Raw genomic sequence first — 23,301 nt, forward strand, 5'->3', positions numbered from 1 at the left:
CACACAAAATCGTCATTGTGTGTGCACCGGTATGGTGTCACTTTATCCGCAAAAGGCCTTCGTCATCGACGCGGCCAGACAGGGAACATGATGAACAAGCTTTCGTTTGCACCTTTCGTCCGGCGGCTTTCCCTCGGCGCCGCGCTTTCGGCCGGCCTGGTGATGACGGCGATGACACCGGCGGAAGCAGCGAAGACCACCCTCAATCTCGGCATGAGCGTCGAGCCGACCGGCCTCGATCCGACGATCGCAGCACCGGTCGCGATCGGCCAGGTGACCTGGCAGAATGTGTTCGAGGGGCTGGTGACGATCGACCAGGCCGGCAAGATCCAGCCGCAGCTGGCAAAAAGCTGGGAGATTTCGCCCGATGGCTTAACCTATACGTTCAAGCTGCAGACCGGTGTCAAATTCCATGACGGCGAGGCCTTCGATGCCGCGAGCGCCAAGTTTTCGCTCGACCGCGCCCGCGGCGCGGCTTCGGTCAATCCGCAGAAGCGGTTCTTCGCCTCGATCGCCTCGATCGATACACCCGATGCCGAAACGCTCGTGCTGCATCTCTCGGCGCCGACCGGCAGCCTGATCTACTGGCTCGGCTGGCCGGCCTCGGTGATGATCGCCCCGAAGTCGGCCGCCGACGACAAGACGACGCCAGTGGGCACCGGCCCCTTCAAATTCGCCGGCTGGGCGAAAGGCGACAAGGTCGAACTCGCCAGGAATGCCGATTACTGGAACAAGGATGCGGCTGCCAAGCTCGACAAGGTGACCTTCCGCTTCATCGCCGATCCGCAGGCGCAGGCGGCGGCACTCAAATCCGGCGACCTCGATGCCTTTCCGGAATTTGCCGCACCCGAGTTGATGAGTTCCTTCGACGGCGATGCGAGGCTCGTCACCCGGATCGGCAATACCGAGCTCAAGGTCGTTGCCGGCATGAACAATGCCAAGAAGCCGTTCGACGACAAACGCGTGCGCCAGGCGCTGATGATGGCGATCGACCGCAAGACGGTGATTGACGGCGCATGGTCCGGTCTCGGCACACCGATCGGCAGCCACTATACGCCGAACGATCCGGGTTATCAGGACATGACAGGCGTGCTGCCCTATGACGTCGAAAAGGCGAAGGCGCTGCTTACCGAGGCCGGCTATCCGAACGGCTTCACCTTCACGATCAAATCGCCGCAAATGGCCTATGCGCCGCGCAGCGCTGAGGTGATGCAGGCGATGTTTGCCGAGATCGGCGTGACGATGAATATCGAGCCGACGGAATTTCCGGCGAAATGGGTCCAGGACATCATGAAGGACCGCAACTTCGACATGACGATCGTCGCCCATGCCGAACCGCTCGACATCGACATCTATGCCCGCGATCCCTATTATTTCAATTATAAGAACCCCGCTTTCAACGCGCTGATGAAGAAGGTCCAAGAGACGACCGATCCCACCGCGCAGAATGCGATCTACGGCGAAGCGCAGAAGATCCTCGCCGAGGACGTGCCGGCGCTCTACCTCTTCGTCATGCCGAAACTCGGCGTCTGGGACAGGAAGCTGAAGGGCCTGTGGGAGAACGAGCCGATCCCATCGAATGTGCTGTCGGGAGTCTCCTGGGAAGAGTGAGCGGTAGGCCGGGGCGGGATGTGATGAGGTGATGGCCTTGGAGAGATCCGACATGTATTTGGCCGATATGGCACGCAGCCCTCTCCCTCCCTCACCAGGTCAGCTCAGTCCGGGCCGACATTATTTGGTTTTGTTGGCGTATGGCATTCCTGACGCAAGCGCCTGCGCCATGAATGGTTCCTCGCGCCACCCCCACACTCCGTCATGCTCGGCCTTGAGCCGAGCATCCACACCGCATCCAGCAACAGCAGTGGCATGGATCCCAGGCTCAAGGCCTGGGATGACGGAGAGTGGGGTTGGCGTTCTCGCCAAACTCGCCGCCGGCGCGTCGGGTGCTCCGCGTGAGGGCAAAGAGGGTGTGCCGCGTTCGGTTGCCGCGGTGCTCGACCCGATATGATCACCCTCCTCACCCGCCGCTTCGCCGGTCTCATCGTCACGCTTCTCATTGTCTCGCTGCTGATCTTCGCCGTCATGGATCTTCTGCCCGGCGACCCGGCCTCGATCATGCTCGGCACCTCGGCGACGCCGGAAACGCTGGCGGCGCTGCGCCACGATCTCGGGCTCGACCAACCGCTGCTGCTGCGTTACGGGCACTGGCTGACCGGCGTGTTCTCCGGCGATCTCGGCAATTCTCTGACCTACGGCGTCCCGGTGGCCGGTTTGATCGTCGAGCGGCTGGCGGTGACGCTGCCGCTGGCGCTGATGGCGATCGGGCTTTCGGTGGCGATTGCCTTGCCGCTCGGTGTGCTGGCCGCCTCGCGCCGCGGCGGTGTCTTCGATATCATCGCCACGCTGTTTTCGCAGATCAGCGTCGCCGTGCCCGCCTTCTGGGTGGCGCTGCTGTTGATCATCCTGTTTTCGACGATGCTCGGACTGATGCCGGCCGGCGGTTTTCCGGGCTGGAGCGCCGGTATTCTGCCGGCATTGCAGGCACTTCTTATGCCCGCCGTCGCACTGGCGATGCCGCAGGCGGGCGTGCTGACGCGGGTGGCGCGCTCAGCAGTGCTCGACACAATGCATGAGGATTTTGCCCGCACGGCCGTGGCCAAAGGGCTCTCTCGTAGTGCGGTGCTGTGGCGGCATATCGTGCCGAACGCGCTGATCCCGATCCTCACGATGATCGGGCTGCAATTCACTTTTCTTGTCGCCGGCGCGGTGCTGGTGGAAAACGTCTTCAGCCTGCCCGGCCTCGGGCGGCTTGCCGTTCAGGCGCTCGCGCAGCGCGACATCATCGTCATGCAGGATGTCGTGCTGTTCTTCGCAGGCCTGGTCATCGTGGTGAATTTTATCGTCGACCTCTCCTATCTCGTCATCGATCCTCGGATGAGAAAGGCGGCCTGAGCCATGGCACCGATCGTTTCCACCGCCATCGCCAACCGCCGCCGGGTCTTTAGACTTAGCCGGCGAATGAACCTGATCTGCGGGGCTGTCATCATCGGTCTGCTGGTTAGCGTGGCACTGCTGTCGCTCGTCTGGACGCCGCTGCCGCCGGCGAAAATGCAGATCATCCACAAACTGCAGCCACCGCTTGCCTTCGGCCTGCTCGGCACCGACCAGTTGGGCCGCGACGTGCTGTCGATGCTGATGGCCGGGTGCTGGAATTCGCTGTCGATCGCCATCACCGCGGTTGCGATCGGCGGGACGCTGGGTTCGATATCAGGCATTTCGGCGGCGGCGATCCGCGGCCCCTTCGAAGCGCTGCTGATGCGCATCTGCGACGTCATCTTCGCGCTTCCGCCGATCCTGTCGGCCATGGTGCTCGGCGCTTTTCTCGGGCCGGGACGGTTCACCGCAATCACCGCGATCGCCGTCTTCATGATCCCGGTCTTTGCCCGGGTGACGCTTGCGACCTCGCTGCAGGCCTGGAGCCGCGACTACGTGACGGCTGCCCGCGCGATCGGCAATACGCGCCTGACCATTTCGCTGCGCCACGTGCTGCCGAATATCGTCAGTCAGATCATCGTCCATGGCGCCATCCAGCTGGGGCTGGCGATCCTGACCGAAGCGGGTCTCAGCTTCCTCGGGCTCGGCATGGCGCCGCCGGCGCCCACCTGGGGCCGGATGCTTGCCGATGCGCAGACCTATCTGGCGCTTGCCCCCTGGCTGGCGATCCTGCCGGGCCTTGCCATCGCGCTCACCGTCTTCGGCTTCAACATGCTCGGCGACGGTTTGCGCGATCTGCTCGACCCGCGCGAGGCTAGCCGCTGATGTCCTCCCAAGACGAAAGCCCGAAAGACCATGACCGAAACCAACCTCACCATCCGCGAACTCAGGCAGCACTTCGCCGATAAAAGCCTCTCCCCTCTGGAATACTGGCTTTCCCTCGAAGACTATATCGCCGCCTGGGAGCCTTCGATTGCGGCGCTCTACCTCTATGACCCGGAAGCGGCGCGCGCGCAGGCGAAGGCTTCGACGGAGCGCTGGGCCAAGGGAAAAACACTCGGCGCCCTCGACGGCATCCCGGCGACGCTGAAGGAACTGATCGCCACGAAGGGCCAGCCGGTACCATCAGGCACGAAGGCGATGAGCCTGATCCCGGCGGATGCCGACGCGCCGGCCGCCGCCCGGCTGCGGGAAGATGGCGCGGTGATCTTCGCCAAGACCACTTGCCCGGATTACGGCATGCTGTCCTCCGGGCTGTCGAGCTTTCATCCTCTCAGCCGCAATCCCTGGGACATCACACAGAACCCCGGCGGATCGAGTGCCGGGGCTGCGGCAGCGGCGGCGGCCGGTTACGGGCCGCTGCATATCGGCACCGATATCGGCGGCTCGGTGCGTCTTCCCGCCGGCTGGACCGGCATCTTCGGCTTCAAGCCGAGCCATGGGCGCATTCCGGCCGACCCCTATTATATCGGGCGCTGCGTCGGGCCGATGGTACGCACGGTCGAGGATGCGGCCTTTTCGATGGCGACGCTGTCACGGCCGGACTGGCGCGACGGCACCAGCTTGCCGCCGAATGATTTCAACTGGATGGATCTCGACATCGACATGTCGGGCATGAGGATCGGTCTGATGCTCGATGCCGGTTGCGGGCTTGCCGTGGAGGACGAGATCAGGGTCGCGGTCGAATCGGCGGCGAAACATTTCGAGAGGGCCGGCGCAACAATCGTATCCGTCCAGCCGGTGCTGACACGCGCGATGCTGGATGGCCTCGACACTTTCTGGCGATGCCGGCTCTGGGGCGATATCGCCGAGCTCGACGACAGCAGGCGCGATACCATCCTGCCCTATATCGGGGATTGGGCGAAGGGCGGCGCCGACATCCCAGGCGTCGATGCGGTCAGGGGCTTCAACCAGACGATCGAGATGCGCAAGAGCTGCGGACGGCTGTTCACCGAGATCGACGCCCTGCTGTCGCCGACCAATCCGATCGTCTCCTATCCGGCCGAATGGGCATCGCCGACCAACGATCCGGCTCTGCCGTTCGAGCATATCGGCTTCACGGTGCCGTGGAACATGTCGGAGCAGCCGGCCGCCTCGATCAATTGCGGCTTCTCCCGATCGGGCATGCCCATCGGCCTGCAAATCGTCGGGCCGCGCTTCGACGACATGCGGGTTCTGAGACTATCGAAAGCCTTCGAGGACTGGACGGGCGGGGTGAGATCCTGGCCGCGGCCGGTTACGGCGCCGCGCGTCTTTTCAGACGCGCAAAGGACGCTGTAAGGCTTTAAATTGCTGCATAATTTTATCCTTAAATCGATTCCGATTTAAGGAATTATGCAGTCAGCTGATCATCGGGCGGCGATAGCCTGTGGGCTGCTCGTAGAGCCAACCGATGCGCTTGACGGCGGCCTCGAAATTCTCGCGCGCCACCGTCATGCTGTGGCCGTTGGCGTGCAGAATGGTTTCCGGATCTTCGAAGACGGCGACATGGCCCTTCCAGAACACCAGGTCGCCGCGGCGGATGTCGGAGCGGTCGATCGGCTCACCGAGGCCGGCTGCCTGCATGTCGGTATCGCGGGGCGCAGCTCTGCCGGTCATCAGCATCGCCAGCTGGACGAGACCGGAGCAATCGATGCCGAGGCCGGAACGTCCGCCCCAGAGATAGGGCGTCTCCAGAAAACGGCCTGCGATGTCGACGTAATCAGCGCCATCCAGCGCGCCGATCGGCTGGACGTGCCTGGCGAAGATCGCCGTGCCGTCCTCGAGCACGACATAGCGATTGCCGCGCGCTTCCGCCTCGCCGGCGACATGGACGCGGCTTCCCATCGACAGGATGGCCTGGTGGGGCTTGCGCAGTTCCGGTTCCGGATAGAGAAAACTGCGCTGAACGGTGACGATATGGGTCGGCGCCGGCCTGCCCTCCAAGAGCGCGTCTGTAGGGACATAACCGACATAACCGTCCGAGGCGGCCTTCACCCAGCACCAGCCGTCGGCGCGATCGAAAACCGTCACATCCTCGCCGAGAAGCAGTTCGGTATCGATGCCGCGGGCAAGCTCCGGTTCGGGGCGGAGCGCCACAACCGGAACGGCGACTCGCGCCGCCGCACCTTCGACGAAGCGCAAAGCCTCGACCTTGCCTTCGAGCCCCGCTTCCGCGAGATCGGGCCGATAGGCATGCAGGCGGCGGTCAAGCATCGTCATTGGCATTCCTTTCAGATCGCCCTTCAGATCGGTAGCCGGCGGCCTTGATCGCGGACGAGATCGCCGAGTTTTTCCAGGTAAAGCGCACCGTCGACGGTGCGCTTGATAAGCACGTTGCGCCGGTCGGCCTCGTCGCGCACCCGGTCGACCAGGCCCATCTCGCCCATCGTGTCCAAGGCCCGGGTGATGACCGGCTTGGTGACTTCAAGTGTCGCGGCAAGCCCGCGCACCGTATGCGGCGGCGGCACCAGATAAATATGCAGCAGGATCGCCATCTGGCGCAACGTCAAATCGCGGTCGTCGTGGCGGACCTGATCGAGCGCCACGCCATGCCAGAGCCCCAGCGCCTGCGAGGCGGTCAGTTCGATCGGCACGGCCCCTCCGGAAGATCGTTACGCTAGCGTTCCATTTTCCGGCAGTTGCCATGGACATGCAAGGGCCGCGGGGAACTGCCGTCCGGCAAGGTGAATAAAATTTTAACGATCGGCAGCGAGGCGCAGCGCGTGAACACGCAACGCCTCAACACCTTTTGCGCATGGCCTCAGCGCAGGCTCTCGCGGATATGATGGAAGAGCGCGCGGATCGCCTGCGCCTCGCCACCGCCCGGCGAATGCGGCCGTTCGGACTGGGCCCAGCCGTAAATGTCGAAATGCGCCCAGCTCTTCGTCTTGCTGACGAAACGCTTGAGGAAGAGGGCCGCGGTGATCGCCCCCGCCATGCCGCCGGCCGGCGCGTTGGTGAGGTCGGCGAACTTGGTGCGGATATCCTTTTCATAGCCGGAATAAAGCGGCAGGCGCCAGATCGGATCGTCGGTTTCCAGGCTCGCTTCGGTCAGGTCATGCGCCAGATTGCCGTCATCGGTGAAGAAAGGCGGCAGATCCGGACCCAACGCCACGCGGGCTGCACCGGTCAGCGTCGCCATGTCGATCAACAGCTCGGGTTCTTCCTCGTCGGCATAGGCCAGCGCATCGGCCAGGATCAGGCGGCCTTCGGCGTCGGTATTGTCGATCTGCACGGTCAGGCCCTTGCGGCTGCGGTAGATGTCGCCGGGGCGGAAGGCATTGGACGAGATGGCGTTTTCGACAACGGGGACGATGACGCGCAGATCGACCTTCAGCTTGGCGTCCATGATCATCAGGGCAAGCCCCATGACATTCGCCGCGCCGCCCATATCCTTCTTCATCAGCAGCATCGAGGCGGCAGGCTTGATGTCGAGGCCACCGGTATCGAAGCAGACGCCCTTGCCGACCAGCGTCACCTTGCGATGGCCCTTCTTGCCCCAGCGCAGTTCGAGAAGCCGCGGCGCATCGGCACTGGCGCGGCCGACGGTGTGGACCAGCGGAAAGTTCTGCGTGAGCAGGTCGTCGCCCGAGATAACCGACACCTCCGCCTTGTAATGTGCGGCAAGGCCACGGAAAACGGCCTCGAGCTGGTTCGGCCCCATGTCGTTCGTCGGCGTATTGATGAGGTCGCGGGCGAGAAAGACGCCGGCGAGCTGGCGCTTGATATCGGCGGCGTCGGCATCGCGGGGGATCATCAGCGTCGCCGCCGGCGATTTTTCCGATTTGTAACGGTCGAAACGGTAGCTGCCGAGCCCGAAGCCGAGGGCAAGGCGATTGGCCGTCAGCGGCGCCGTCTCGATGTGCCAGTCGCCGGCCGGCAGCGCACGGGCGAGCCTGCCGGTGATGTAAGGCTGCTCGGATGGATTGGTGCCAAGGCCGAAAAGCGCACCGCCGAGATGGCCTTCGGCCGTCGGGATCAACAGCAGCGACCCGCTTTCGGCCTTGTAGCCCGCCCTTTGCGCCCAATCGAGCGCGATCGGATCGATCGTGCCGGTCTCGATATGGGCAGGCGTGACGGCAAAGATCGGCAGCGTCGAACCGCCCTTCGTGTTGAAAGGGGTCGGTCTCTCGATGAATTGATAGGGGGCCATGATTGTCCTTCGGCGGTCGTAAGGAATCGTTCCTTAACGGTCTGTTAGGGTTAACAGACTATTGCTGGAGCGAAGATTGCGTCAAACCTTTCCCTGTTCCGCGTTCGAGGTCAGGCGCCGACTTTCTGAATCCAGGAACGCGCCATGCCTGCCTTGCTCACCACCACATTCACCCATCGTATCCTGCAGAGTGCCGCGGCATCGCTGATCGTGCTCGCACTTGCCGGTTGCTCGACGACCAAGGACCGGATGACGACAGGCTCGGTGCCGAAGCTCACCAAGCCGGTTGAAGAGATGGACGCGACCGAGCTGCGCGCGGCGACGGACCGGCTCGGCCAGGCCTATGAAAAGAACCCGCGCGATCCCGTCAACGGCGTCAACTATGCCAATCTGCTGCGCATGAACGGGCGCGACGCGCAGGCGCTCGCCGTCATGCAGCAGGTGGCGATCTCCAACCCCAGCGACCGCAACGTGCTGGCCGCCTACGGCAAGGCGCAGGCGGCGGCCGGCCAATTCCAGCAGGCGCTCGACACGATCGGCCGCGCCCAGACACCGGACCGTCCGGACTGGAAGCTGATCTCGGCCCAGGGTGCGATCCTCGACCAAATGGGCAAGGCAAGCGATGCCAGGCAGCGCTACCGCGACGCGCTCGACATCCAGCCGAACGAGCCCTCCATCCTTTCCAACCTCGGCATGTCCTATGTGCTGACCGGCGATCTGCGCACGGCCGAAACCTATCTGCGTTCCGCCGCCGGCCAACCCACCGCCGACAGCCGGGTCAGGCAGAATCTTGCCCTCGTCGTCGGTCTGCAGGGACGCTTTCCGGAGGCCGAGCAGATCGCGCGGCGCGAATTGTCGCCACAGCAGGCCGACGCCAATGTCGCCTATCTCAGAAGCATGCTCTCGCAGCAGAATTCCTGGCAGAAACTCGCCGCCAAGGACAAGACGCCGGGAGCGACGGACGGCAGCAATACCAACTGACCGAATGATCCGGATTGTGTCGTCAACAGTCCGCCTTCTTACCGGGCACTCACTTAACGAGCACTCACTAACGAGCGCTCAGGCCCGAAAGAATAAGACGCAGGCCAAGGCCGCCCATGACGGCACCGGCGGCCCGGTCTATCCAGCTCTTCGCTGCGAGATAGAGCCGCCGCGGGTGGCGGGCCGAAAAGGCGAACGCCACGATCGAATACCACCCGGCTTCCACCGCAAAGACGCCGAGCGGCAGCGCAATCATCAGATCAAGCGGTACCGTCCTTGGCAGAAGCGCGGCAAAGAGGCTGGCATAGACGATGATCGTCTTCGGGTTGCTGAGCTGGGTCAGCAGCGCGGTCGTGAAGCTGCGCATCGGCGCGCGGTGACTATGGACGGCGTCGGAAACCTCGAGCGGCTGCGCGGCACCTCTCCAGATGTTGACGGCGATGTAGATGAGATAGGCACCGCCTGCGACCTTCAGCAAGATATAGAGCCATTCGAACTGTGACAGCAGTGCCGTCAGACCGGCGAGCGCCAGCACGGCAAAAACCACACCGCCGGCGCCCATGCCGAGTGCGGCCGCAAGCCCGTCCAGCCGTGACCGCGAAATGGCAATTCTGGAGACGACGACGAAGCTCGGGCCGGGGCTCATGGCACCGACCGCCAGGGCTGCCATGATGCTGATGAAAACGCCTGCAGAAGACATTGAGGAACCCTCGTTTACGATCGAAGGCTACTGCATAATTGCTTAAATCGGAATCGATTTAACGACGGCAAGCCTCAGAACTTGTCGGCCACCTGGATGCCGGCCGGACCGAGAATGACGGCGATCAGCACCGGCAGGAAGAACAGGATCATCGGCACCGTCAGTTTCGGCGGCAGGGCGGCTGCCTTCTTTTCCGCTTCGTTCATGCGCTCGTCACGCCCTTCCTGAGCGAGAACGCGCAGCGCCTGGGCGACCGGCGTGCCGTAACGATCGGCCTGGATCAGCGCCTGGGTCACCGAGCGCACCAGCTCGATCTGGGTGCGGGTGGCAAGATTTTCGAGCGCGACGCGGCGGTCCGGCAGGAAGGAGAGCTCGGCCGTGGTCAGCACCATTTCTTCGGCCAGCGCCGGCGACTGCTCGCCGAGTTCTTCCGACACGCGACGCATCGCGGCCTCGATCGAGATGCCGGATTCGACGCAGATCAGCATCAGATCCAGCGCATCCGGCCAGGTGCGCTTGATCGAGTGTTGACGCTTGCCCATGCGGTTCGAGATATAGATGTTCGGCGCGTAAAAGCCGAGATAACCGATGCCGATGACGGCAAAGAGGCGGATGGGCGTGCCCCTTTCGGCGAGATTGCCGAGGCCGAAGACCCAGAAACCGGCGAGCGCCAGGAAGAGAAAAGGCAGCAGGAAACGCGCGACAAGGAAGGTATTCAGCGCATTCTCCGAGCGGAAACCGGCGGCACGCAGCTTGTTGACGGTATTCTCGTCGACGAGCGCCTTGCGCAGGTTGAAGCGCTCGACGATCTGGCGGACCGAGCGGTTGTTCTGGCTCCTGAGCGAGGCCTTGCCGCTGCCGGGTTCGGTGTTCATGCGGGCGCGTTCGCGAGCGCGGATCTGCTCGCGCTCGGTCGAAACGGCCTTCATACGCTTGTTGAGATCGCCACGCTCGAAGAAGGGAATGGCGATCGTGTAAAACGTGGCGAAGACGGCGATCGCGACGAAGAGGGCGATCAGCGTGCTCGGATTGGTCAGGGTTGCGGCAAGATCCTGCGACATGGTGCTTCCTTCCCGCTAGATGTCAAAATTGACCATGTTGCGCATGACGAAGATGCCGATCGACATCCAGATCGCCGAGACGCCCATGATGAAATGGCCGCGCGGATCGGTGAAAAGGATCATCATGTAGTTCGGTGAGGTGAGATAGACGAGGGTCGCGACGATGAAGGGCAGGGCGCCGATGATGACGGCCGACGCCTTGGCTTCCATCGAAAGCGCCGAAACCTTCGCTTTCATCTTCCTGCGCTCGCGCAGCACCTTGGAGAGGTTGCCGATCGCTTCCGACAAATTGCCGCCGGCCTGCGACTGGATGGCGATGACGATAGCGAAGAAATTGACTTCCTGAAGCGGCATATGGAGCGTCATTCGGGCGCAGGCGTCGGGAATGCTGAGCCCCACCTGCTGCGCCTCGATCACGCGCCGGAACTCGCTTTTGACAGGCTCGGTGCCTTCGGTTGCGATCAGACGGATCGCATCGTTGAGCGGCAGACCCGATTTGATCGAGCGGGTGATGACGTCGAGCGCATTGGGGAGCTCGTTGAGGAACTTGTTCTGGCGGCGCTTGATCAGGAAGCCGACGACCCAGCGCGGCAGGCCGAGACCGGCGACGACGGCGACACCGATCATCACCATCAGAGATGCACCGACGACGAAGGCCATGAGCAGCACGACGCAGGCGAAAACGGCGCTGAAGAGATAGAATTTCCCCACCGTGATCGTCAGGCCGGCCTGCACCAGCCGGGATTTCAGCGACAGGGTCTTCTTGGTCTTTTCGTGCTGGCGCTTTTCCAGGTCCTTCAGATTGTCCTGCACCGATTTGCGGCGCTTCGACAGTTCCTGCACCCGGTCGCGCGCAACCTTGACTTTGACCCGGTCGCTTTCGGCCGATTTGACGCGGTTGATGCGGCTTGCCGATTTCTTGTCGGCCTCGATCCGTGAAAACATCAAGGCATAGGCAACCGCCGCCGCGGAGATGGCGGCGAGGACGACGATTGCCAGCACTATCGGATCGAACCCGAACATCTCGCCTATTCCTTCGTTTTCGCTTCCATCGCGTCGAGGGCAGCGGCAAGACGTTTTTCCTCGTTGAAGTAACGGGCGCGATCCCAGAAATGCGGCTTGCCGACGCCGGTCGACATGTGCCGGCCGATCAGGCGACCGCCCGCATCCTCGCCTTCGATCTCGTAACGCATCAGGTCCTGGGTGATGATGACGTCGCCTTCCATCCCGATCACCTCGGTGATCTGGGTGATGCGGCGCGAACCGTCGCGAAGACGCGCCGCCTGGATGATCACGTCCACCGAGCTGGAGATGATCTCACGCACCGTCTTTGCCGGCAGGGTGAAACCGCCCATGGCGATCATCGATTCGATACGGCTCAGGCATTCACGCGGCGTATTGGCGTGGATTGTGCCCATCGAGCCGTCGTGACCGGTGTTCATCGCCTGCAGCAGGTCGAAAACCTCCGGTCCGCGCACTTCGCCGACGATGATGCGCTCGGGACGCATACGCAGGCAGTTCTTGACGAGATCGCGCATGGTGATCTCGCCCTCGCCTTCGATATTCGGCGGGCGTGTTTCCAAACGCACGACATGCGGCTGCTGCAGCTGCAGTTCGGCCGTATCCTCACAGGTGATGACGCGTTCATCCCTGTCGATATAGTTGGTGAGGCAGTTCAGCAGCGTCGTCTTGCCCGAGCCGGTGCCGCCCGAGATGACGACGTTGCAGCGCACGCGCCCGATGACCTGCAGCACGGTCGCGCCTTCCGGGGTGATCGCGCCGAAACGGACGAGCTGATCGAGCGTCAGCTTGTCCTTCTTGAATTTGCGGATGGTGAGTGCCGGCCCATCGATCGACAGCGGCGGCGCGATGACGTTGACGCGCGAACCGTCCGGCAGGCGGGCGTCGCAGATCGGGCTCGATTCGTCGACACGGCGGCCGACCTGGCTGACGATGCGCTGGCAGATCGACAGAAGCTGCGCATTGTCGCGGAAGCGAATCTCGGATTCGATCGTCTTGCCGCCGACTTCGATGAAAGTCTGGCCGGCGCCGTTGACCATGATGTCGGCGATATCGTCGCGCGCCAGCAACGGCTCCAGCGGACCGTAGCCGAGAACGTCGTTGCAGATATCCTCGAGCAGCTCTTCCTGCTCGGAGATCGACATCGCAAAGTTCTTGATGGTGATGATGTCGTTGACGATATCGCGGATTTCCTCGCGGGCGCTTTCGCCGTCGAGCTTGGAAAGCTGCGAGAGATCGATCGTATCGATCAGCGCGGAAAAGACCTGCGCCTTGGTGTCGTAATATTCATCGGTGCGAACAGGGCGCTTGCGCTGCGGCGTCTGCATCGGCGGCGGCGTCACCTGCTGGCGTTCGGAGTCGCGCGAAGGTTCGACCAGAATGGAGGGTGGCGAGGCCGCAGGGGCAGCGGCCGGAGCCGGCGGCGGGGGAGCAATCGCCCCTCCGGCCTTTCCGGAACCTTCATTTCCGCGTTTTCCAAACATGCCGCTTAATCCAATCTGCTCTATCTTTTTGTTTTCACGCTTCCGGCAAAAGCGTTTCACGCTTTGCCTGGCAAAACCGCTGCACAGTTTTGCTGGAATTGCTCATCGTCTACTTACGCTTCAGGAGGCCCAGCAGGCCGCCCTTCTTCGCCTTCTTGATCGCGACACGGCCGGTAACGATGTGCGATATCTGCGAAAAGGTTTCCGCCGTCGGCGACTTCGGGTCGACTTCCGAGATCATCCGGCCGCTATTGGCGGCGTTGCCGAAAAGATTGATGTCGAAGGGAATGATCGCGATCGGATCGATCTCCAGCGGCTCGCAGAAATCCGACGGTGAAATCTCCGGGCGTTTCGGCATGCCGACCTGATTGAGGATGAGATGCGGCGGCCTGTCGTTCGGCCGCATCTTGCGCAGCGCATCCAGCATGTTCTTGGCATTGCGCAGGTTGGCGAGGTCGGGAACCGCCGTGATGACCACTTCGTCGACGCTCGACAGCACCGAGCGCGTCCATTCGGACCATGCGTGCGGAACATCGAGCACGGTAACGGGCGCACTGCGCTGCAGGACATCGAGCACCGGCTGGAAAGCCTGGCCGTCGAAATCATAGGCGCGGTCGAGCAGCGAGGGGGCCGCAAGCAGGGAAAGATGCTCGGAGCATTTCGTCAGCAGGCGGTCGAGGAAGACCTCGTCGAGACGATCGGGCGCGAAGACCGCCTCGGCGATGCCCATGGCCGGATCCTGGTCGAAGTCGATATTCGCCGTGCCATAGGGCAGGTCGAGATCGGCCAGGATCGTCTCGGTGGAGAAGAGATTGGAAATACCGAAGGCGCAATTGTGCGCGATGGTCGAAGCGCCGGTGCCGCCCTTCGAGCCGATGAAGGCGATGCTGCGGCCGAGCGGCTCGGCTTCCGGATCGACGAAGATCGATGCCATCGACGCCAGGATATCGGGCATGGCGACGGGCTGGACCATATATTCGGAAATGCCGTTGCGGATGAGCTCGCGATACAGCCCGATATCGTTGTAGTAACCGATAATGACGACCTTGGTCGTCGGATCGCAGACCGCGGCGAGCGGCGCGAGTTCGCCGAGGAGGTTTGCGGCATTCGCCTTGGTCTCAAGGATGATGAGGTTCGGCGTCGGGGCGCCGGAAAACATATTGGCGGCAGCGGCGATGCCGCCGCTGGTGATGCGCATGCTGACCTTCGCCACGCGCCGATCGTTGGCGCAGCGTTCCATCACCTGCTGCAGGGTCTCGCTCTCGCAGAAGGCGTGGACGGAGATCCGCGGCAGCGGCCGCATGTTTTCCAGATCCGCCATGCGCACCGCCTCTTCGGCGTGGCGAAGCTCGCTGGGATTCTTGATTTCGTATTCGATCGCGCTCATCGTCCCGTTCCGCCTCAGAAGCTGCTGTCGCTGCCGGCGACGTCTTCGATCGTCGACGTCGTCGTCCGGTATTCCTGGATCGCATTGTTGCGCCGCTGCGCGTCGATCGGGGTCATGCCGCGGGGCGCCACCAGATCCTCCGGATTGGCGATCTGGGCGGCAAGGTTGTTCTGCGAGGCGCAGCCGAAATTATAGTAGTTCTGATTGGTGAAGTCGTTCGAGATGTCTTTCGGCCACTGACCGCATTGCGTCGTGATCGCGGTGGTGCCGGTAAAGCTCAACCGGATCGGCGCCGCATCGCCGGGGCCGATCGCGGCATAGGACGTGTTGACGATTTTCGAGCTTGCGATCCCTCTCGACGCCAGCTCGGCACGGACCTGATTGCGCAGCTGGTAGGCTGCCGCCGAATTGGGCGAACCTTGCGGCGACAGCACGTATACAGGACCCGAGGCGCGCGCGATGTAATTTGCGGCAAAACCGCGGATGAGGTCGCGCTGAGCGATGGTCAGGCGGCGATCGGTGGAGGCGACGGGTATATCCACCGTCTGCTCCGCTTCGGTCACGATGATCGGGTGGCGGGCGCGGTAGTCATCCGGAATACCGCCTGTCGTCAGCTGGTCGTGCGGGCCGGCGCATCCGGAAAGGAGCACCACCGAAACGCCGGCTGCGGCCATGAGCGCCTTCGAGATTCGGAGGCGGGGTGTCGTCGATTTCATATGGGCCATCGCCTGATCTCTGTTCTCGTCCATTGCTGCCGATCCTGCCCCGCTCATTTGTAGATGAACCCGATCGAGCCGTGGAACTGCGCATCGGCGACGGGCGCCTCGCGGCGGCCATAGACCTTGTTGACACGGTTGAGGAAGAAGGTTGCGCCGTCATTCTCGGGGCTGAAATTATCGTCCGGCCGGTTGAGCTGATTGCGTGCCACCGGACGCACCAGATAGGGGGTCGCGATGATGACGAGTTCAGTTTCCTGGCGCTCGAACCCCTTCTGGCGGAAGAGGGTGCCGAGCAGCGGGATCTTCGAAACGCCGGGTGTGCCTCCCATCGTCTGGGAAACGGTGTCGCGGATCAGGCCGGCCAGTGCGATCGAGCCACCCGAGGGCAGTTCTACCGAGGTCTCCGCCGAACGGCGCTGAAAAGTGGCGCCGTTGCTGCCGGCCACCGGTTCGGAGACATTGGTCTTGATCTCCAGGCTGATGCGTCCCGATGACAGCACCACCGGCTTGAAGGCGAGATTGATACCGAAGTTGAAAGGCACGACGGTGACGTTGCCGTTGCTGTCGGTCGTCGAAAAAAGCTGCTGACCGCCGGAATTGAAGGTCGCGGCCTGGCCCGATATCGCCGTCAACGTCGGCTCGGCGAGCGTCTTGACGACCTTGGCCTGTTCCAGCGCGTTGAGGTAGGTCGAAATGTCGTATTTGCCGATCGAGCTCTTGAAGAGCGCCGCCAGGCCGCCGCCGACCGTGGATGTGGCGCTGTCAGCACTGGGGCTGCCGAGTTGGGCGACCGTCATGCCGGAAGAATTGGAAACCAGATTGTCGAAGCCGAGCTGCTTTAACACCTCGCGGCGGACCTCAGCGATCGTCACCTTCAGGGTGACCTGGTCCTCACCCTCGATCTGCAGGAGGTTGACGACCTGCGAGGACTGGCGGCCTTCGGCAAAGAGCGCCACCGAGCTGTCGCCGCCGGTGCCGGACGCGGTCTCGGTTCTGGTCGTCGCCTCGCCGCCCTTCAGGAAGACCTGCGCCAGATCGGCGGCCTGTGTGGCATCCTGCGGGGTGCGCACGGTGCCGGTCAGCACGATGTTGTCGGAGACGATTTCGACGTTGATGCTGGAGTCGGGAATGAAGCGGCGGAGATTGACTTCGAGTCCGGAAACGTCGCGCTCGATTTCGATGTCGAGATTGACGATCTCCTGCCCGCCGGCACCGAAGACGAAGATGTTCGTCTGCCCCACCTTCTTGCCGAACAGGTAGATGCGCCGCGAGGTGCGGGTCACGGCATCGGCCATGGTCGGATCGGAGACGAGGATATCATGCGCATCCTCCGGCAGATCGACGACGACCGCCTTGTTCAGCCCGAGCTTCAGCCGGCGGTGGGCATCACGGCCGGTCTGTGAGATGCGGATTAGATTGTCGGAATCGGCGCGCGCCTCGCTTGACCCTAGAAGCGGTGCGAAAGAGGCCGGCACCATACCGGACACGCCGACTGCCAGCGAGAGGCAAGCTGTCAGGAGAAGCCCGGCGCGCCGCTTTGAATTGCCCATTTGCACGTCCTCTTACTCCGCCTTCGGCGCTGCGCCGGCATCCGTAACGATGGCGCCCGATTTGATGACCTGGATGATCGCACTGCCGTTATCGCCGCTCAGCAGATAGTCGGCGGCACTGGTATCCTGCTCCTGCGCATCGGCAACCGAGCGCAGCGCCAGGGACAGCCGGTCCGCCATCTGCTGGGCGACAGCGAGAACCTTCGTTTGATCGGGCGTGAGCTCGAGCGTCGCGGTCGTGCCGACCACCGACTTCGAGCCGTCGTCCTTTTCCTGGATCTGCTGGTCGATGGCGAGGACACGGACATTGCTCAGCACGGTTTCGGTGATGAGCTTATTGGCCTCGGTGCCCTTGCGGACCATGATGACGTCGACGCGGTCGTTTGGCAGGATGAAACCGCCGGCACCTGTCGCCACCGATATCTCGGTCGCGACGGCGCGCTTGCCGGCCGGCAAGAGCGAGGAAAGGATGCGGCTGTTGGAATCGGCGATCTTTTCCGGCCGGATCGGTTCGCCTTCGAAGATCGGCAGACGCACCACGGCGCCCTGCAGATCCTTGATCGCATCCGGCTTGTCGGTTTCGGTGATGAGGCCCGGGACGACGCCGCCCTGCGGCCAGGCCATCCAATGCACCGTCTTTTCGTCCAGTCTTTCGCCGACCGCCAGATTGCCGGCGGAGACGAGGACGTTGACGGTCGGCTCCTTCTCGATCACCGACTGAACCTGGGTGACGACACCGCCACTGCCTGCCATTTGCATCGCCAGCAGGCCGGCGAGGCCGGCTGCCGTCACGGCGACAGCTAGGATTATAAGGCGGGCCGGTTTCATCGATCATTCCTCAGGGCACGATATGTTCGCCCCGCAGAATGCTCAGCAATTGGTATAATTATGGTTAATGGAACGCTTAGATTTTAAGTTAACGGGCATTTAAAATGCCGTTATTTCAGGCTTTCCAGCGCGGCGAGGAACAGCGGCGAGGAAGGGAAGGCCATGAAGCCGCCGATGGCGATGGCGATACCGTAGGGGATTTTCTTGGCCAGCAGGACCGAGTTCGGCACCGGCAGACCGATGGCGAGGATGGTGTTCGATTGCGCTCTGACCAGCAGGATCAGCAAGGTGATCAGGCCGCCGATCATAGCAACGTCGGTCATCAGGAAAACAAGGGATTCGTTCAGGCCGAACCAGAGCGCGGTGGCACTCAACAGCTTGGCATCACCGCCGCCCATCACATTGAATGCAAAGAGAGCAAAGCAGGTGCTGAAGACGATGGCGGCGCCGGCAAGATGCATGCCGATCATTTCCAGTCCCAAGCCAGAGAACGGGGCGAGGACGAGGAAAGACGCGATCAGGATCACGGAAATGCGGTTCGGGATCGTCATGGTAAACAGATCCGAGAACGCCGCCATGGCGAGGCAGAGTGGCAGTATCAGGAAAACTGCAGCTGCGATCATGCGTATATCCGATCAAGACATGATGCGAAAAGGCTCACGGCTGTTCAGCCTGTGAGCCCGCTCGGATAGTTCGGCCGGAGAAAATCCGGCCGGCATATGCGAATGCCGTCAGGCAGCAGCGATCTTAGCCGCCGCTCGCGGTGACCGAGGTGTCCATCTTGTTGCTCAAGCCGGTAAACACGTTGCCGATCTTGCCGCCAAGGCTCGTTGCGCCGGTGATGAGCGCCACGGAAATGAGGGCGGCGATCAGGCCGTATTCGATTGCGGTCGCGCCGGATTCGTCCTTCAGAAAACGGCTAAAAAGCTTGGTCATGGTAACTCCTAACTCCAGTTGATGTTCAGCACGTCCGCCAACTGTTGCCGTTGATCGGATGACTGCAACCTAGCGAATGGCCGTTTCCATCGGCTTAAGGAAAAGAGTTAACGAGATCTGAACCGAACAATAGGCCCTTGTACAGTAAGTATTTTCTTACATGCTTGCTTCAATATTTAACGATATTCCTGATATAACCGCCGCATTCATCCGAAAATAGCACAAAACTCGTTTCCAACCGATGCGTGCGCTGCCCGAGGCCGTACCAAATCGGATCATCACGCCTCATTCCGGAACACGGTATCGTGCTTAAGGCTTCATTCACCATTTTTTTCCATTCTATGCGGATATTGCGCTGTGATCGTGAAAGAGGACCAAATGTCATCGAGCGGCAAAACCATTTTCTTTGCCGGCATGATCGCCGTTTTCGGTGTTTCGGGAATTTCCGCGGCCGCAGACGATGACATGCTGCGCGTCTATATGGATCACGCGCGCGTATTGAAGCTCGACCGCCCGGTCAGCAAGGTCATCGTCGGCAATGCCAAGGTCGCCGATGCGACCGTCGCCGACGCCAAGACCATCGTGCTGACCGGACGCAGCTTCGGCACCACCAATCTGGTGCTGCTCGATGCCGATGGCAATGCGATCCTCGATGAGCGCATCCTGGTGTCGATCGACGAGGGTAACACGGTGCGGGTCTACCGGCAGACCGAACGCTCCGTGCTGTCCTGCACGCCGAACTGCGAGCAGCATGCGCAGCAGGCGGCCACCGCTGCCGCCTCGCCCTGATTGGCTTGCCTCAGTTCTTCGGCCATTCGTTAAAATCGTCGTGTCAGACTGAAACGGAAAATCAACGAACGGACCCTAGTGTGACGGACAGAGAATGTCGCTCGGGTCCAGGCTATGACGGTAATTGATCAGAAGACGGATAAGGCGCACTCCCTAGAGCATTTCCGTTTTCTACGGTTTCGCGCTCTCGCCCGCTCGCGGGATGGTGCTGCGGCGATCGAATTCGCCTTGCTCGCCATTCCCTATTTCCTGGTGATTTTCGCAATCCTCGAAACCTTCGTCGCCTTTGCTGCCGAGGAACTCGTCTCTAACGCCGTCGATACGATGAGCCGCAAGATGCGAACCGGGCAAATTACCTATAATCTCGGCCGCACGACCGATATGAACCAGGCGCAATTCCGCCAGGCTTTCTGCGACGAGATCTCGATCCTGATCCGCTGCTCGGCGAGCGAAGTCGCCACGCCGAGCAAACTCTACCTGGATGTGCAGACCTTCAGCAGCTTTTCGGCCATTCCAACGACAATCCCCAAACTTTCCACCGACAGATATGCCGACATCAACACGGCAGCCTTCAAATATGCACCGGGCGGTGCCGGCACCGTCAACATGGTCCGCGCCTATTACCGCTGGGAAATCACCGCGGACCTGGTCCGGCCTTATATCACGACGATACGTCCCTCCGACGGCTCGATGCCGAGGCAGTATCTGATCGTCGCGACCGCGGCCTTCCAGAACGAGCAGTATCCATGATGGCCTTGCGCAACCCGTTCACCAGACTGGCATTGTCGGCGCGGCGGCTCATCCGAGACCGCAAGGGCGCCGGGGCGATCGAATTCGCGATCCTCTTTCCCGTGCTCGTCATGCTCTATATCGGCGCTTTCGAGATCACCGTCGGCCTCAGCGTCAGCAAGCGCGTAACACGCGCCGCAGGTTCGATCGCCGACCTCGTCACCCAGCAGCAATCCGTCACCAAGAGCGCGCTTGCGCAGATGCCCTCGGTGGCAACCGCGATCTTCGTGCCCTACAACGCGACGTCGCTGACATTGAAGATCACCGGCATTACCGTCGACGCCGGCGCCAATGCGAAGGTGCTGTGGTCCTGGGCACAGGACGGCACGGCGCCCTATGCCAAGAACACCGCCGTGTCCGACGTGCCGTCCGATATGAAGACGGCAAACAGCTTCCTGGTTCGCACCGAGCTCAGCATCCCCTATACGATGTTCCTGTTTGCGCCGAACTTCATGCCGGATGGCATGCGCACGATCACCATCAGCCGCAGTTACTTCTACCGCCAGCGGCAGGGCGACTCGATCCCCTGCGGCGACTGCTGACAGCCCTTTCCTCTCTCCCTCGAATTTGCCAAGCCGGCCGCAGCATTATATGCCTGAGCGCCAGCTGCTTCCGATGTCCCGGAGGCCGACGATCGACTCTTTCGGGTGTTAAATGGCGCGTGTCTTTCTTTTCGTTCTGGATTCTTTCGGCGTCGGCGGAGCGCCGGATGCGGCGGCCTACGGCGACGAGGGCGCCGATACGCTCGGCCATATCGCCGAGTTCTGCGCAGCCGGCGCCGCAGACCGCGCCGGATTGCGTGAGGGGCCGCTTTCCCTGCCCAACCTGTCGGAACTCGGGCTGATGCAGATCGCGCGATCGGCCTCCGGGCGGTTTCCGGCCGGCATGCCGGTTCCCGAGAAGGTCTACGGTATTTATGGCGCCGCCAGCGAAATCTCCCGCGGCAAGGATACGCCGTCAGGCCATTGGGAGATCGCGGGAACACCCGTCAGTTTCGATTGGGGTTATTTCCCGACAGAGGGTGACGCCTTTCCGCCGGAACTGCTGGAAGCGCTGTGCAAAGAGGCCGGCGTGCCCGGCATTCTCGGCAACTGCCATGCCTCGGGAACCGAGATCATCGCTCGGCTCGGCGAGGAGCATATCCGCACCGGCAAGCCGATCTGCTACACCTCATCGGATTCGGTCTTCCAGGTCGCGGCGCACGAAGTGCATTTCGGCCTCGATCGTCTGCTCGCCTTCTGCCGTTTGGCCCGAGGGATGCTCGATCGCTACAATATCGGCCGCGTCATCGCCCGGCCCTTCGTCGGTCAGTCCGCCTCTACCTTCCAGCGCACCGGAAACCGTCGCGACTTCTCCGTGCTGCCGCCGGAGCCGACGCTGCTCGACCGGCTTATCGAAAACGGCCGGCATGTGCATGCTGTGGGAAAGATCGGCGACATCTTCGCGCATCAGGGCATATCAAGGGTCATCAAAGCGAACGGCAACGAGGCGCTGATGGATGCGACGCTTTCCACCATCGACGAGGCTGCGGACGGCGATCTCGTCTTCACCAATTTCGTCGATTTCGACATGATGTACGGCCATCGCCGCGACGTGCCGGGATATGCCGCCGCACTCGAAGCCTTCGACGCACGCCTGGGCGAAGTCCACAAGAAACTGAAGCCGGGCGATCTCGTCGTGCTCACCGCCGACCACGGCTGCGACCCGACCTGGCGCGGCACGGACCATACGCGCGAGCGTGTGCCTGTCATCGCTTATGGCCCCGGCATCCGGTCGCGTTCCATCGGCGTGCGCCGCAGCTATGCCGATATCGGCGAAAGCGTCGCGCGCCATCTCGGCATTCCGGCCGGGTCGCATGGAAGGAGTTTTCTGTGACATCGCATCTGAAGAAGGTCGAACTGCACTGCCATCTGGAGGGTGCGGCACCTCCCGCTCTGACCGAGGCGCAGGCGCGCAAATACGGCGTCGACATCAGCGGTGAGCTTCGCGGCGGCGCCTATGTCTGGCGTGATTTCGCAAGCTTCCTCGAATGTTACGACAAGGTTTCCGAGGTCTACCGGACCGAGGAGGACTATGCGCTTCTGACCGAAACCTATCTCGACGAACTCGCCGGCATCAATACGATCTACAGCGAACTGATCGTTTCGCCCGACCACGGCAAACGCATCGGGCTCGGTGCCGACGCCTATATATCAGGCGTCTGCGAGGGCATCCGGCGGGCCAGGGAAAAGAGCGGCATCGAGGCCCGGCTGATCGTCACCGGCGAGCGGCACTTCGGTCCGGAGAGTGTGATCGGCGCCGCCGAATACGCGGCCAGGGCCGGCAATCCTCTGATAACAGGCTTCAACCTTGCCGGCGAGGAGCGTATGGGTCGCGTCGCCGACTATGCGCGCGCCTTCGATATCGCCCGCGATGCCGGCCTGGGGCTGACGATCCATGCCGGCGAGGTCTGCGGCGCCTTCAGCGTTACCGATGCGCTCGATGCCGTGCGTCCCTCGCGCATCGGCCATGGCGTGCGCGCCGTCGAGGATCGCGATCTGGTGAAGCGGCTTGCCGATCTCGGCACCGTGCTCGAGGTCTGCCCGGGCTCCAATATCGCGCTCGGGGTCTTTGCCGATTTCGCCTCCCATCCGCTGCGCCGGCTGAAGGAAGCGGGCGTCAGGGTGACGATCAGCTCGGACGATCCGCCTTTCTTTCATACCTCGCTGGAGCGGGAATACGAACTTGCCGCCGGGGCTTTCGGCTTCAGCGACGCCGAGATCGATGCCATGACGCGCACGGCGATCGAGGCGGCCTTCGTCGACGAAGAGACACGCAAGACCCTGCTTGCCCGGATTTAAGGGCGAGAGGCTGGGGAAGATTGGCCTCTACTCTTGCAGTCGGGCCGATTTCCGTGAAAGAAACATTCGATAGAAAGAATGAAAGGCTT

23 protein-coding genes are annotated in these 23,301 nt (G+C 62.3%); 10 read left to right on the plus strand and 13 right to left on the minus strand.

Features of this window, described 5'->3' with window-relative positions:
• Nucleotides 1-90: 90 nt before the first annotated feature.
• The 4 genes from CO667_RS03940 to CO667_RS03955 all read left to right on the plus strand — a co-directional run bounded on the left by CO667_RS03940 (nt 91) and on the right by CO667_RS03955 (nt 5,274).
• Nucleotides 91-1,611, plus strand: coding sequence for an ABC transporter substrate-binding protein (locus CO667_RS03940; RefSeq protein ID WP_179874051.1), 1,521 nt, complete (start codon nt 91-93; stop codon nt 1,609-1,611).
• 393 nt (nt 1,612-2,004) lie between these two features.
• Nucleotides 2,005-2,952 carry an ABC transporter permease gene (locus CO667_RS03945; protein ID WP_097617156.1) on the plus strand — a complete coding sequence of 316 codons (948 nt, stop codon included), beginning with the start codon at nt 2,005-2,007 and terminating at the stop codon, nt 2,950-2,952.
• A gap of 3 nt (nt 2,953-2,955) precedes the next feature.
• Nucleotides 2,956-3,819, plus strand: a complete 864-nt coding sequence (locus CO667_RS03950) for an ABC transporter permease (protein WP_097617157.1) — start codon at nt 2,956-2,958, stop codon at nt 3,817-3,819.
• A gap of 30 nt (nt 3,820-3,849) precedes the next feature.
• Nucleotides 3,850-5,274: an amidase gene (locus tag CO667_RS03955; protein WP_097617158.1), complete on the plus strand. Its 1,425-nt coding sequence runs from the start codon at nt 3,850-3,852 to the stop codon at nt 5,272-5,274.
• Between the two features lie 60 nt (nt 5,275-5,334).
• Here CO667_RS03955 and CO667_RS03960 read toward each other — a convergent pair whose 3' ends face one another.
• From CO667_RS03960 to CO667_RS03970, 3 genes are all read right to left on the minus strand, one after another.
• A complete protein-coding gene (locus CO667_RS03960; protein ID WP_097617159.1) occupies nt 5,335-6,195 on the minus strand; it encodes an NlpC/P60 family protein in 861 nt (286 codons plus the stop codon).
• Nucleotides 6,196-6,218: 23 nt separating this feature from the next.
• Entirely contained in the window at nt 6,219-6,569 is a 351-nt protein-coding gene (locus CO667_RS03965; protein ID WP_097612428.1) for a MarR family winged helix-turn-helix transcriptional regulator, read from the minus strand.
• Nucleotides 6,570-6,736: 167 nt separating this feature from the next.
• Entirely contained in the window at nt 6,737-8,128 is a 1,392-nt protein-coding gene (locus CO667_RS03970; RefSeq protein ID WP_097617160.1) for a M17 family metallopeptidase, read from the minus strand.
• Nucleotides 8,129-8,272: 144 nt separating this feature from the next.
• On the opposite strand from CO667_RS03970, the gene CO667_RS03975 reads away from it, so the two are divergent.
• A complete protein-coding gene (locus tag CO667_RS03975; protein ID WP_097617161.1) occupies nt 8,273-9,109 on the plus strand; it encodes a tetratricopeptide repeat protein in 837 nt (278 codons plus the stop codon).
• A 67-nt stretch (nt 9,110-9,176) separates the two neighbouring features.
• On the opposite strand, the gene CO667_RS03980 is transcribed toward CO667_RS03975, so the two are convergent.
• The 10 genes from CO667_RS03980 to CO667_RS04025 form a co-directional block, all read right to left on the minus strand.
• Nucleotides 9,177-9,809 (minus strand): LysE family translocator, encoded by a 633-nt coding sequence (locus CO667_RS03980; protein ID WP_097617162.1) that lies wholly within the window; start codon nt 9,807-9,809, stop codon nt 9,177-9,179.
• Nucleotides 9,810-9,883: 74 nt separating this feature from the next.
• Nucleotides 9,884-10,870, minus strand: coding sequence for a type II secretion system F family protein (locus tag CO667_RS03985; protein ID WP_097617163.1), 987 nt, complete (start codon nt 10,868-10,870; stop codon nt 9,884-9,886).
• Between the two features lie 15 nt (nt 10,871-10,885).
• Nucleotides 10,886-11,893, minus strand: a complete 1,008-nt coding sequence (locus CO667_RS03990; RefSeq protein WP_097617164.1) for a type II secretion system F family protein — start codon at nt 11,891-11,893, stop codon at nt 10,886-10,888.
• Between the two features lie 5 nt (nt 11,894-11,898).
• Nucleotides 11,899-13,374: a CpaF family protein gene (locus CO667_RS03995; protein WP_097617165.1), complete on the minus strand. Its 1,476-nt coding sequence runs from the start codon at nt 13,372-13,374 to the stop codon at nt 11,899-11,901.
• A gap of 109 nt (nt 13,375-13,483) precedes the next feature.
• Complete coding sequence (locus CO667_RS04000) at nt 13,484-14,761, minus strand: CpaE family protein (RefSeq protein WP_097617166.1); 1,278 nt, start codon at nt 14,759-14,761, stop codon at nt 13,484-13,486.
• Between the two features lie 14 nt (nt 14,762-14,775).
• On the minus strand, nt 14,776-15,534 hold the full coding sequence (locus CO667_RS04005) for a CpaD family pilus assembly protein (protein WP_097617167.1): 759 nt from the start codon (nt 15,532-15,534) through the stop codon (nt 14,776-14,778).
• The gene (locus CO667_RS04010) at nt 15,531-17,030 is read right to left on the minus strand and encodes a type II and III secretion system protein family protein (protein ID WP_097617168.1); all 1,500 of its coding nucleotides are present in this window, start codon (nt 17,028-17,030) and stop codon (nt 15,531-15,533) included. The genes CO667_RS04005 and CO667_RS04010 overlap by 4 nt, the downstream gene beginning before the upstream one ends.
• 12 nt (nt 17,031-17,042) lie before the next feature.
• Nucleotides 17,043-17,858: a Flp pilus assembly protein CpaB gene (cpaB, locus tag CO667_RS04015; RefSeq protein ID WP_097617169.1), complete on the minus strand. Its 816-nt coding sequence runs from the start codon at nt 17,856-17,858 to the stop codon at nt 17,043-17,045.
• Nucleotides 17,859-17,968: 110 nt separating this feature from the next.
• Nucleotides 17,969-18,481 (minus strand): prepilin peptidase, encoded by a 513-nt coding sequence (locus CO667_RS04020; RefSeq protein ID WP_097617170.1) that lies wholly within the window; start codon nt 18,479-18,481, stop codon nt 17,969-17,971.
• A 124-nt stretch (nt 18,482-18,605) separates the two neighbouring features.
• Nucleotides 18,606-18,794, minus strand: coding sequence for a Flp family type IVb pilin (locus CO667_RS04025; protein ID WP_097617171.1), 189 nt, complete (start codon nt 18,792-18,794; stop codon nt 18,606-18,608).
• A 378-nt stretch (nt 18,795-19,172) separates the two neighbouring features.
• On the opposite strand from CO667_RS04025, the gene CO667_RS04030 reads away from it, so the two are divergent.
• From CO667_RS04030 to CO667_RS04050, 5 genes are all read left to right on the plus strand, one after another.
• Nucleotides 19,173-19,583 carry a pilus assembly protein N-terminal domain-containing protein gene (locus CO667_RS04030; protein WP_097617172.1) on the plus strand — a complete coding sequence of 137 codons (411 nt, stop codon included), beginning with the start codon at nt 19,173-19,175 and terminating at the stop codon, nt 19,581-19,583.
• A gap of 114 nt (nt 19,584-19,697) precedes the next feature.
• On the plus strand, nt 19,698-20,333 hold the full coding sequence (locus CO667_RS04035) for a TadE/TadG family type IV pilus assembly protein (RefSeq protein ID WP_097617173.1): 636 nt from the start codon (nt 19,698-19,700) through the stop codon (nt 20,331-20,333).
• The gene (locus CO667_RS04040; protein WP_097617308.1) at nt 20,333-20,914 is read left to right on the plus strand and encodes a TadE/TadG family type IV pilus assembly protein; all 582 of its coding nucleotides are present in this window, start codon (nt 20,333-20,335) and stop codon (nt 20,912-20,914) included. The genes CO667_RS04035 and CO667_RS04040 overlap by 1 nt, the downstream gene beginning before the upstream one ends.
• 112 nt (nt 20,915-21,026) lie before the next feature.
• Entirely contained in the window at nt 21,027-22,247 is a 1,221-nt protein-coding gene (locus CO667_RS04045) for a phosphopentomutase (RefSeq protein ID WP_097617174.1), read from the plus strand.
• A complete protein-coding gene (locus CO667_RS04050) occupies nt 22,244-23,212 on the plus strand; it encodes an adenosine deaminase (RefSeq protein WP_097617175.1) in 969 nt (322 codons plus the stop codon). Before CO667_RS04045 ends, CO667_RS04050 begins: the two co-directional genes overlap by 4 nt.
• The last annotated feature ends 89 nt before the right edge of the window (nt 23,213-23,301 follow it).

The sequence above is a fragment of the Rhizobium sp. L43 genome (assembly GCF_002531725.1).
In the GTDB taxonomy this organism is placed as follows: Bacteria; Pseudomonadota; Alphaproteobacteria; order Rhizobiales; family Rhizobiaceae; genus Rhizobium.

Coding starts and splice junctions, on each gene's coding strand:
- CO667_RS04035 (WP_097617173.1), top strand. CDS start 19,698: ATGACGGTAATTGATCAGAAGACGGATAAGGCGCACTCCCTAGAGCAT.
- CO667_RS03995 (WP_097617165.1), bottom strand. CDS start 13,374: ATGTTTGGAAAACGCGGAAATGAAGGTTCCGGAAAGGCCGGAGGGGCG.
- CO667_RS04005 (WP_097617167.1), bottom strand. CDS start 15,534: ATGAGCGGGGCAGGATCGGCAGCAATGGACGAGAACAGAGATCAGGCG.
- CO667_RS03955 (WP_097617158.1), top strand. CDS start 3,850: ATGACCGAAACCAACCTCACCATCCGCGAACTCAGGCAGCACTTCGCC.
- CO667_RS03960 (WP_097617159.1), bottom strand. CDS start 6,195: ATGACGATGCTTGACCGCCGCCTGCATGCCTATCGGCCCGATCTCGCG.
- CO667_RS04010 (WP_097617168.1), bottom strand. CDS start 17,030: ATGGGCAATTCAAAGCGGCGCGCCGGGCTTCTCCTGACAGCTTGCCTC.
- CO667_RS04025 (WP_097617171.1), bottom strand. CDS start 18,794: ATGACCAAGCTTTTTAGCCGTTTTCTGAAGGACGAATCCGGCGCGACC.
- CO667_RS03950 (WP_097617157.1), top strand. CDS start 2,956: ATGGCACCGATCGTTTCCACCGCCATCGCCAACCGCCGCCGGGTCTTT.
- CO667_RS04030 (WP_097617172.1), top strand. CDS start 19,173: ATGTCATCGAGCGGCAAAACCATTTTCTTTGCCGGCATGATCGCCGTT.
- CO667_RS03980 (WP_097617162.1), bottom strand. CDS start 9,809: ATGTCTTCTGCAGGCGTTTTCATCAGCATCATGGCAGCCCTGGCGGTC.
- CO667_RS03975 (WP_097617161.1), top strand. CDS start 8,273: ATGCCTGCCTTGCTCACCACCACATTCACCCATCGTATCCTGCAGAGT.
- CO667_RS04020 (WP_097617170.1), bottom strand. CDS start 18,481: ATGATCGCAGCTGCAGTTTTCCTGATACTGCCACTCTGCCTCGCCATG.
- CO667_RS04045 (WP_097617174.1), top strand. CDS start 21,027: ATGGCGCGTGTCTTTCTTTTCGTTCTGGATTCTTTCGGCGTCGGCGGA.
- CO667_RS03970 (WP_097617160.1), bottom strand. CDS start 8,128: ATGGCCCCCTATCAATTCATCGAGAGACCGACCCCTTTCAACACGAAG.
- CO667_RS03985 (WP_097617163.1), bottom strand. CDS start 10,870: ATGTCGCAGGATCTTGCCGCAACCCTGACCAATCCGAGCACGCTGATC.
- CO667_RS03940 (WP_179874051.1), top strand. CDS start 91: ATGAACAAGCTTTCGTTTGCACCTTTCGTCCGGCGGCTTTCCCTCGGC.
- cpaB (WP_097617169.1), bottom strand. CDS start 17,858: ATGAAACCGGCCCGCCTTATAATCCTAGCTGTCGCCGTGACGGCAGCC.
- CO667_RS03945 (WP_097617156.1), top strand. CDS start 2,005: ATGATCACCCTCCTCACCCGCCGCTTCGCCGGTCTCATCGTCACGCTT.
- CO667_RS04000 (WP_097617166.1), bottom strand. CDS start 14,761: ATGAGCGCGATCGAATACGAAATCAAGAATCCCAGCGAGCTTCGCCAC.
- CO667_RS03990 (WP_097617164.1), bottom strand. CDS start 11,893: ATGTTCGGGTTCGATCCGATAGTGCTGGCAATCGTCGTCCTCGCCGCC.
- CO667_RS04040 (WP_097617308.1), top strand. CDS start 20,333: ATGGCCTTGCGCAACCCGTTCACCAGACTGGCATTGTCGGCGCGGCGG.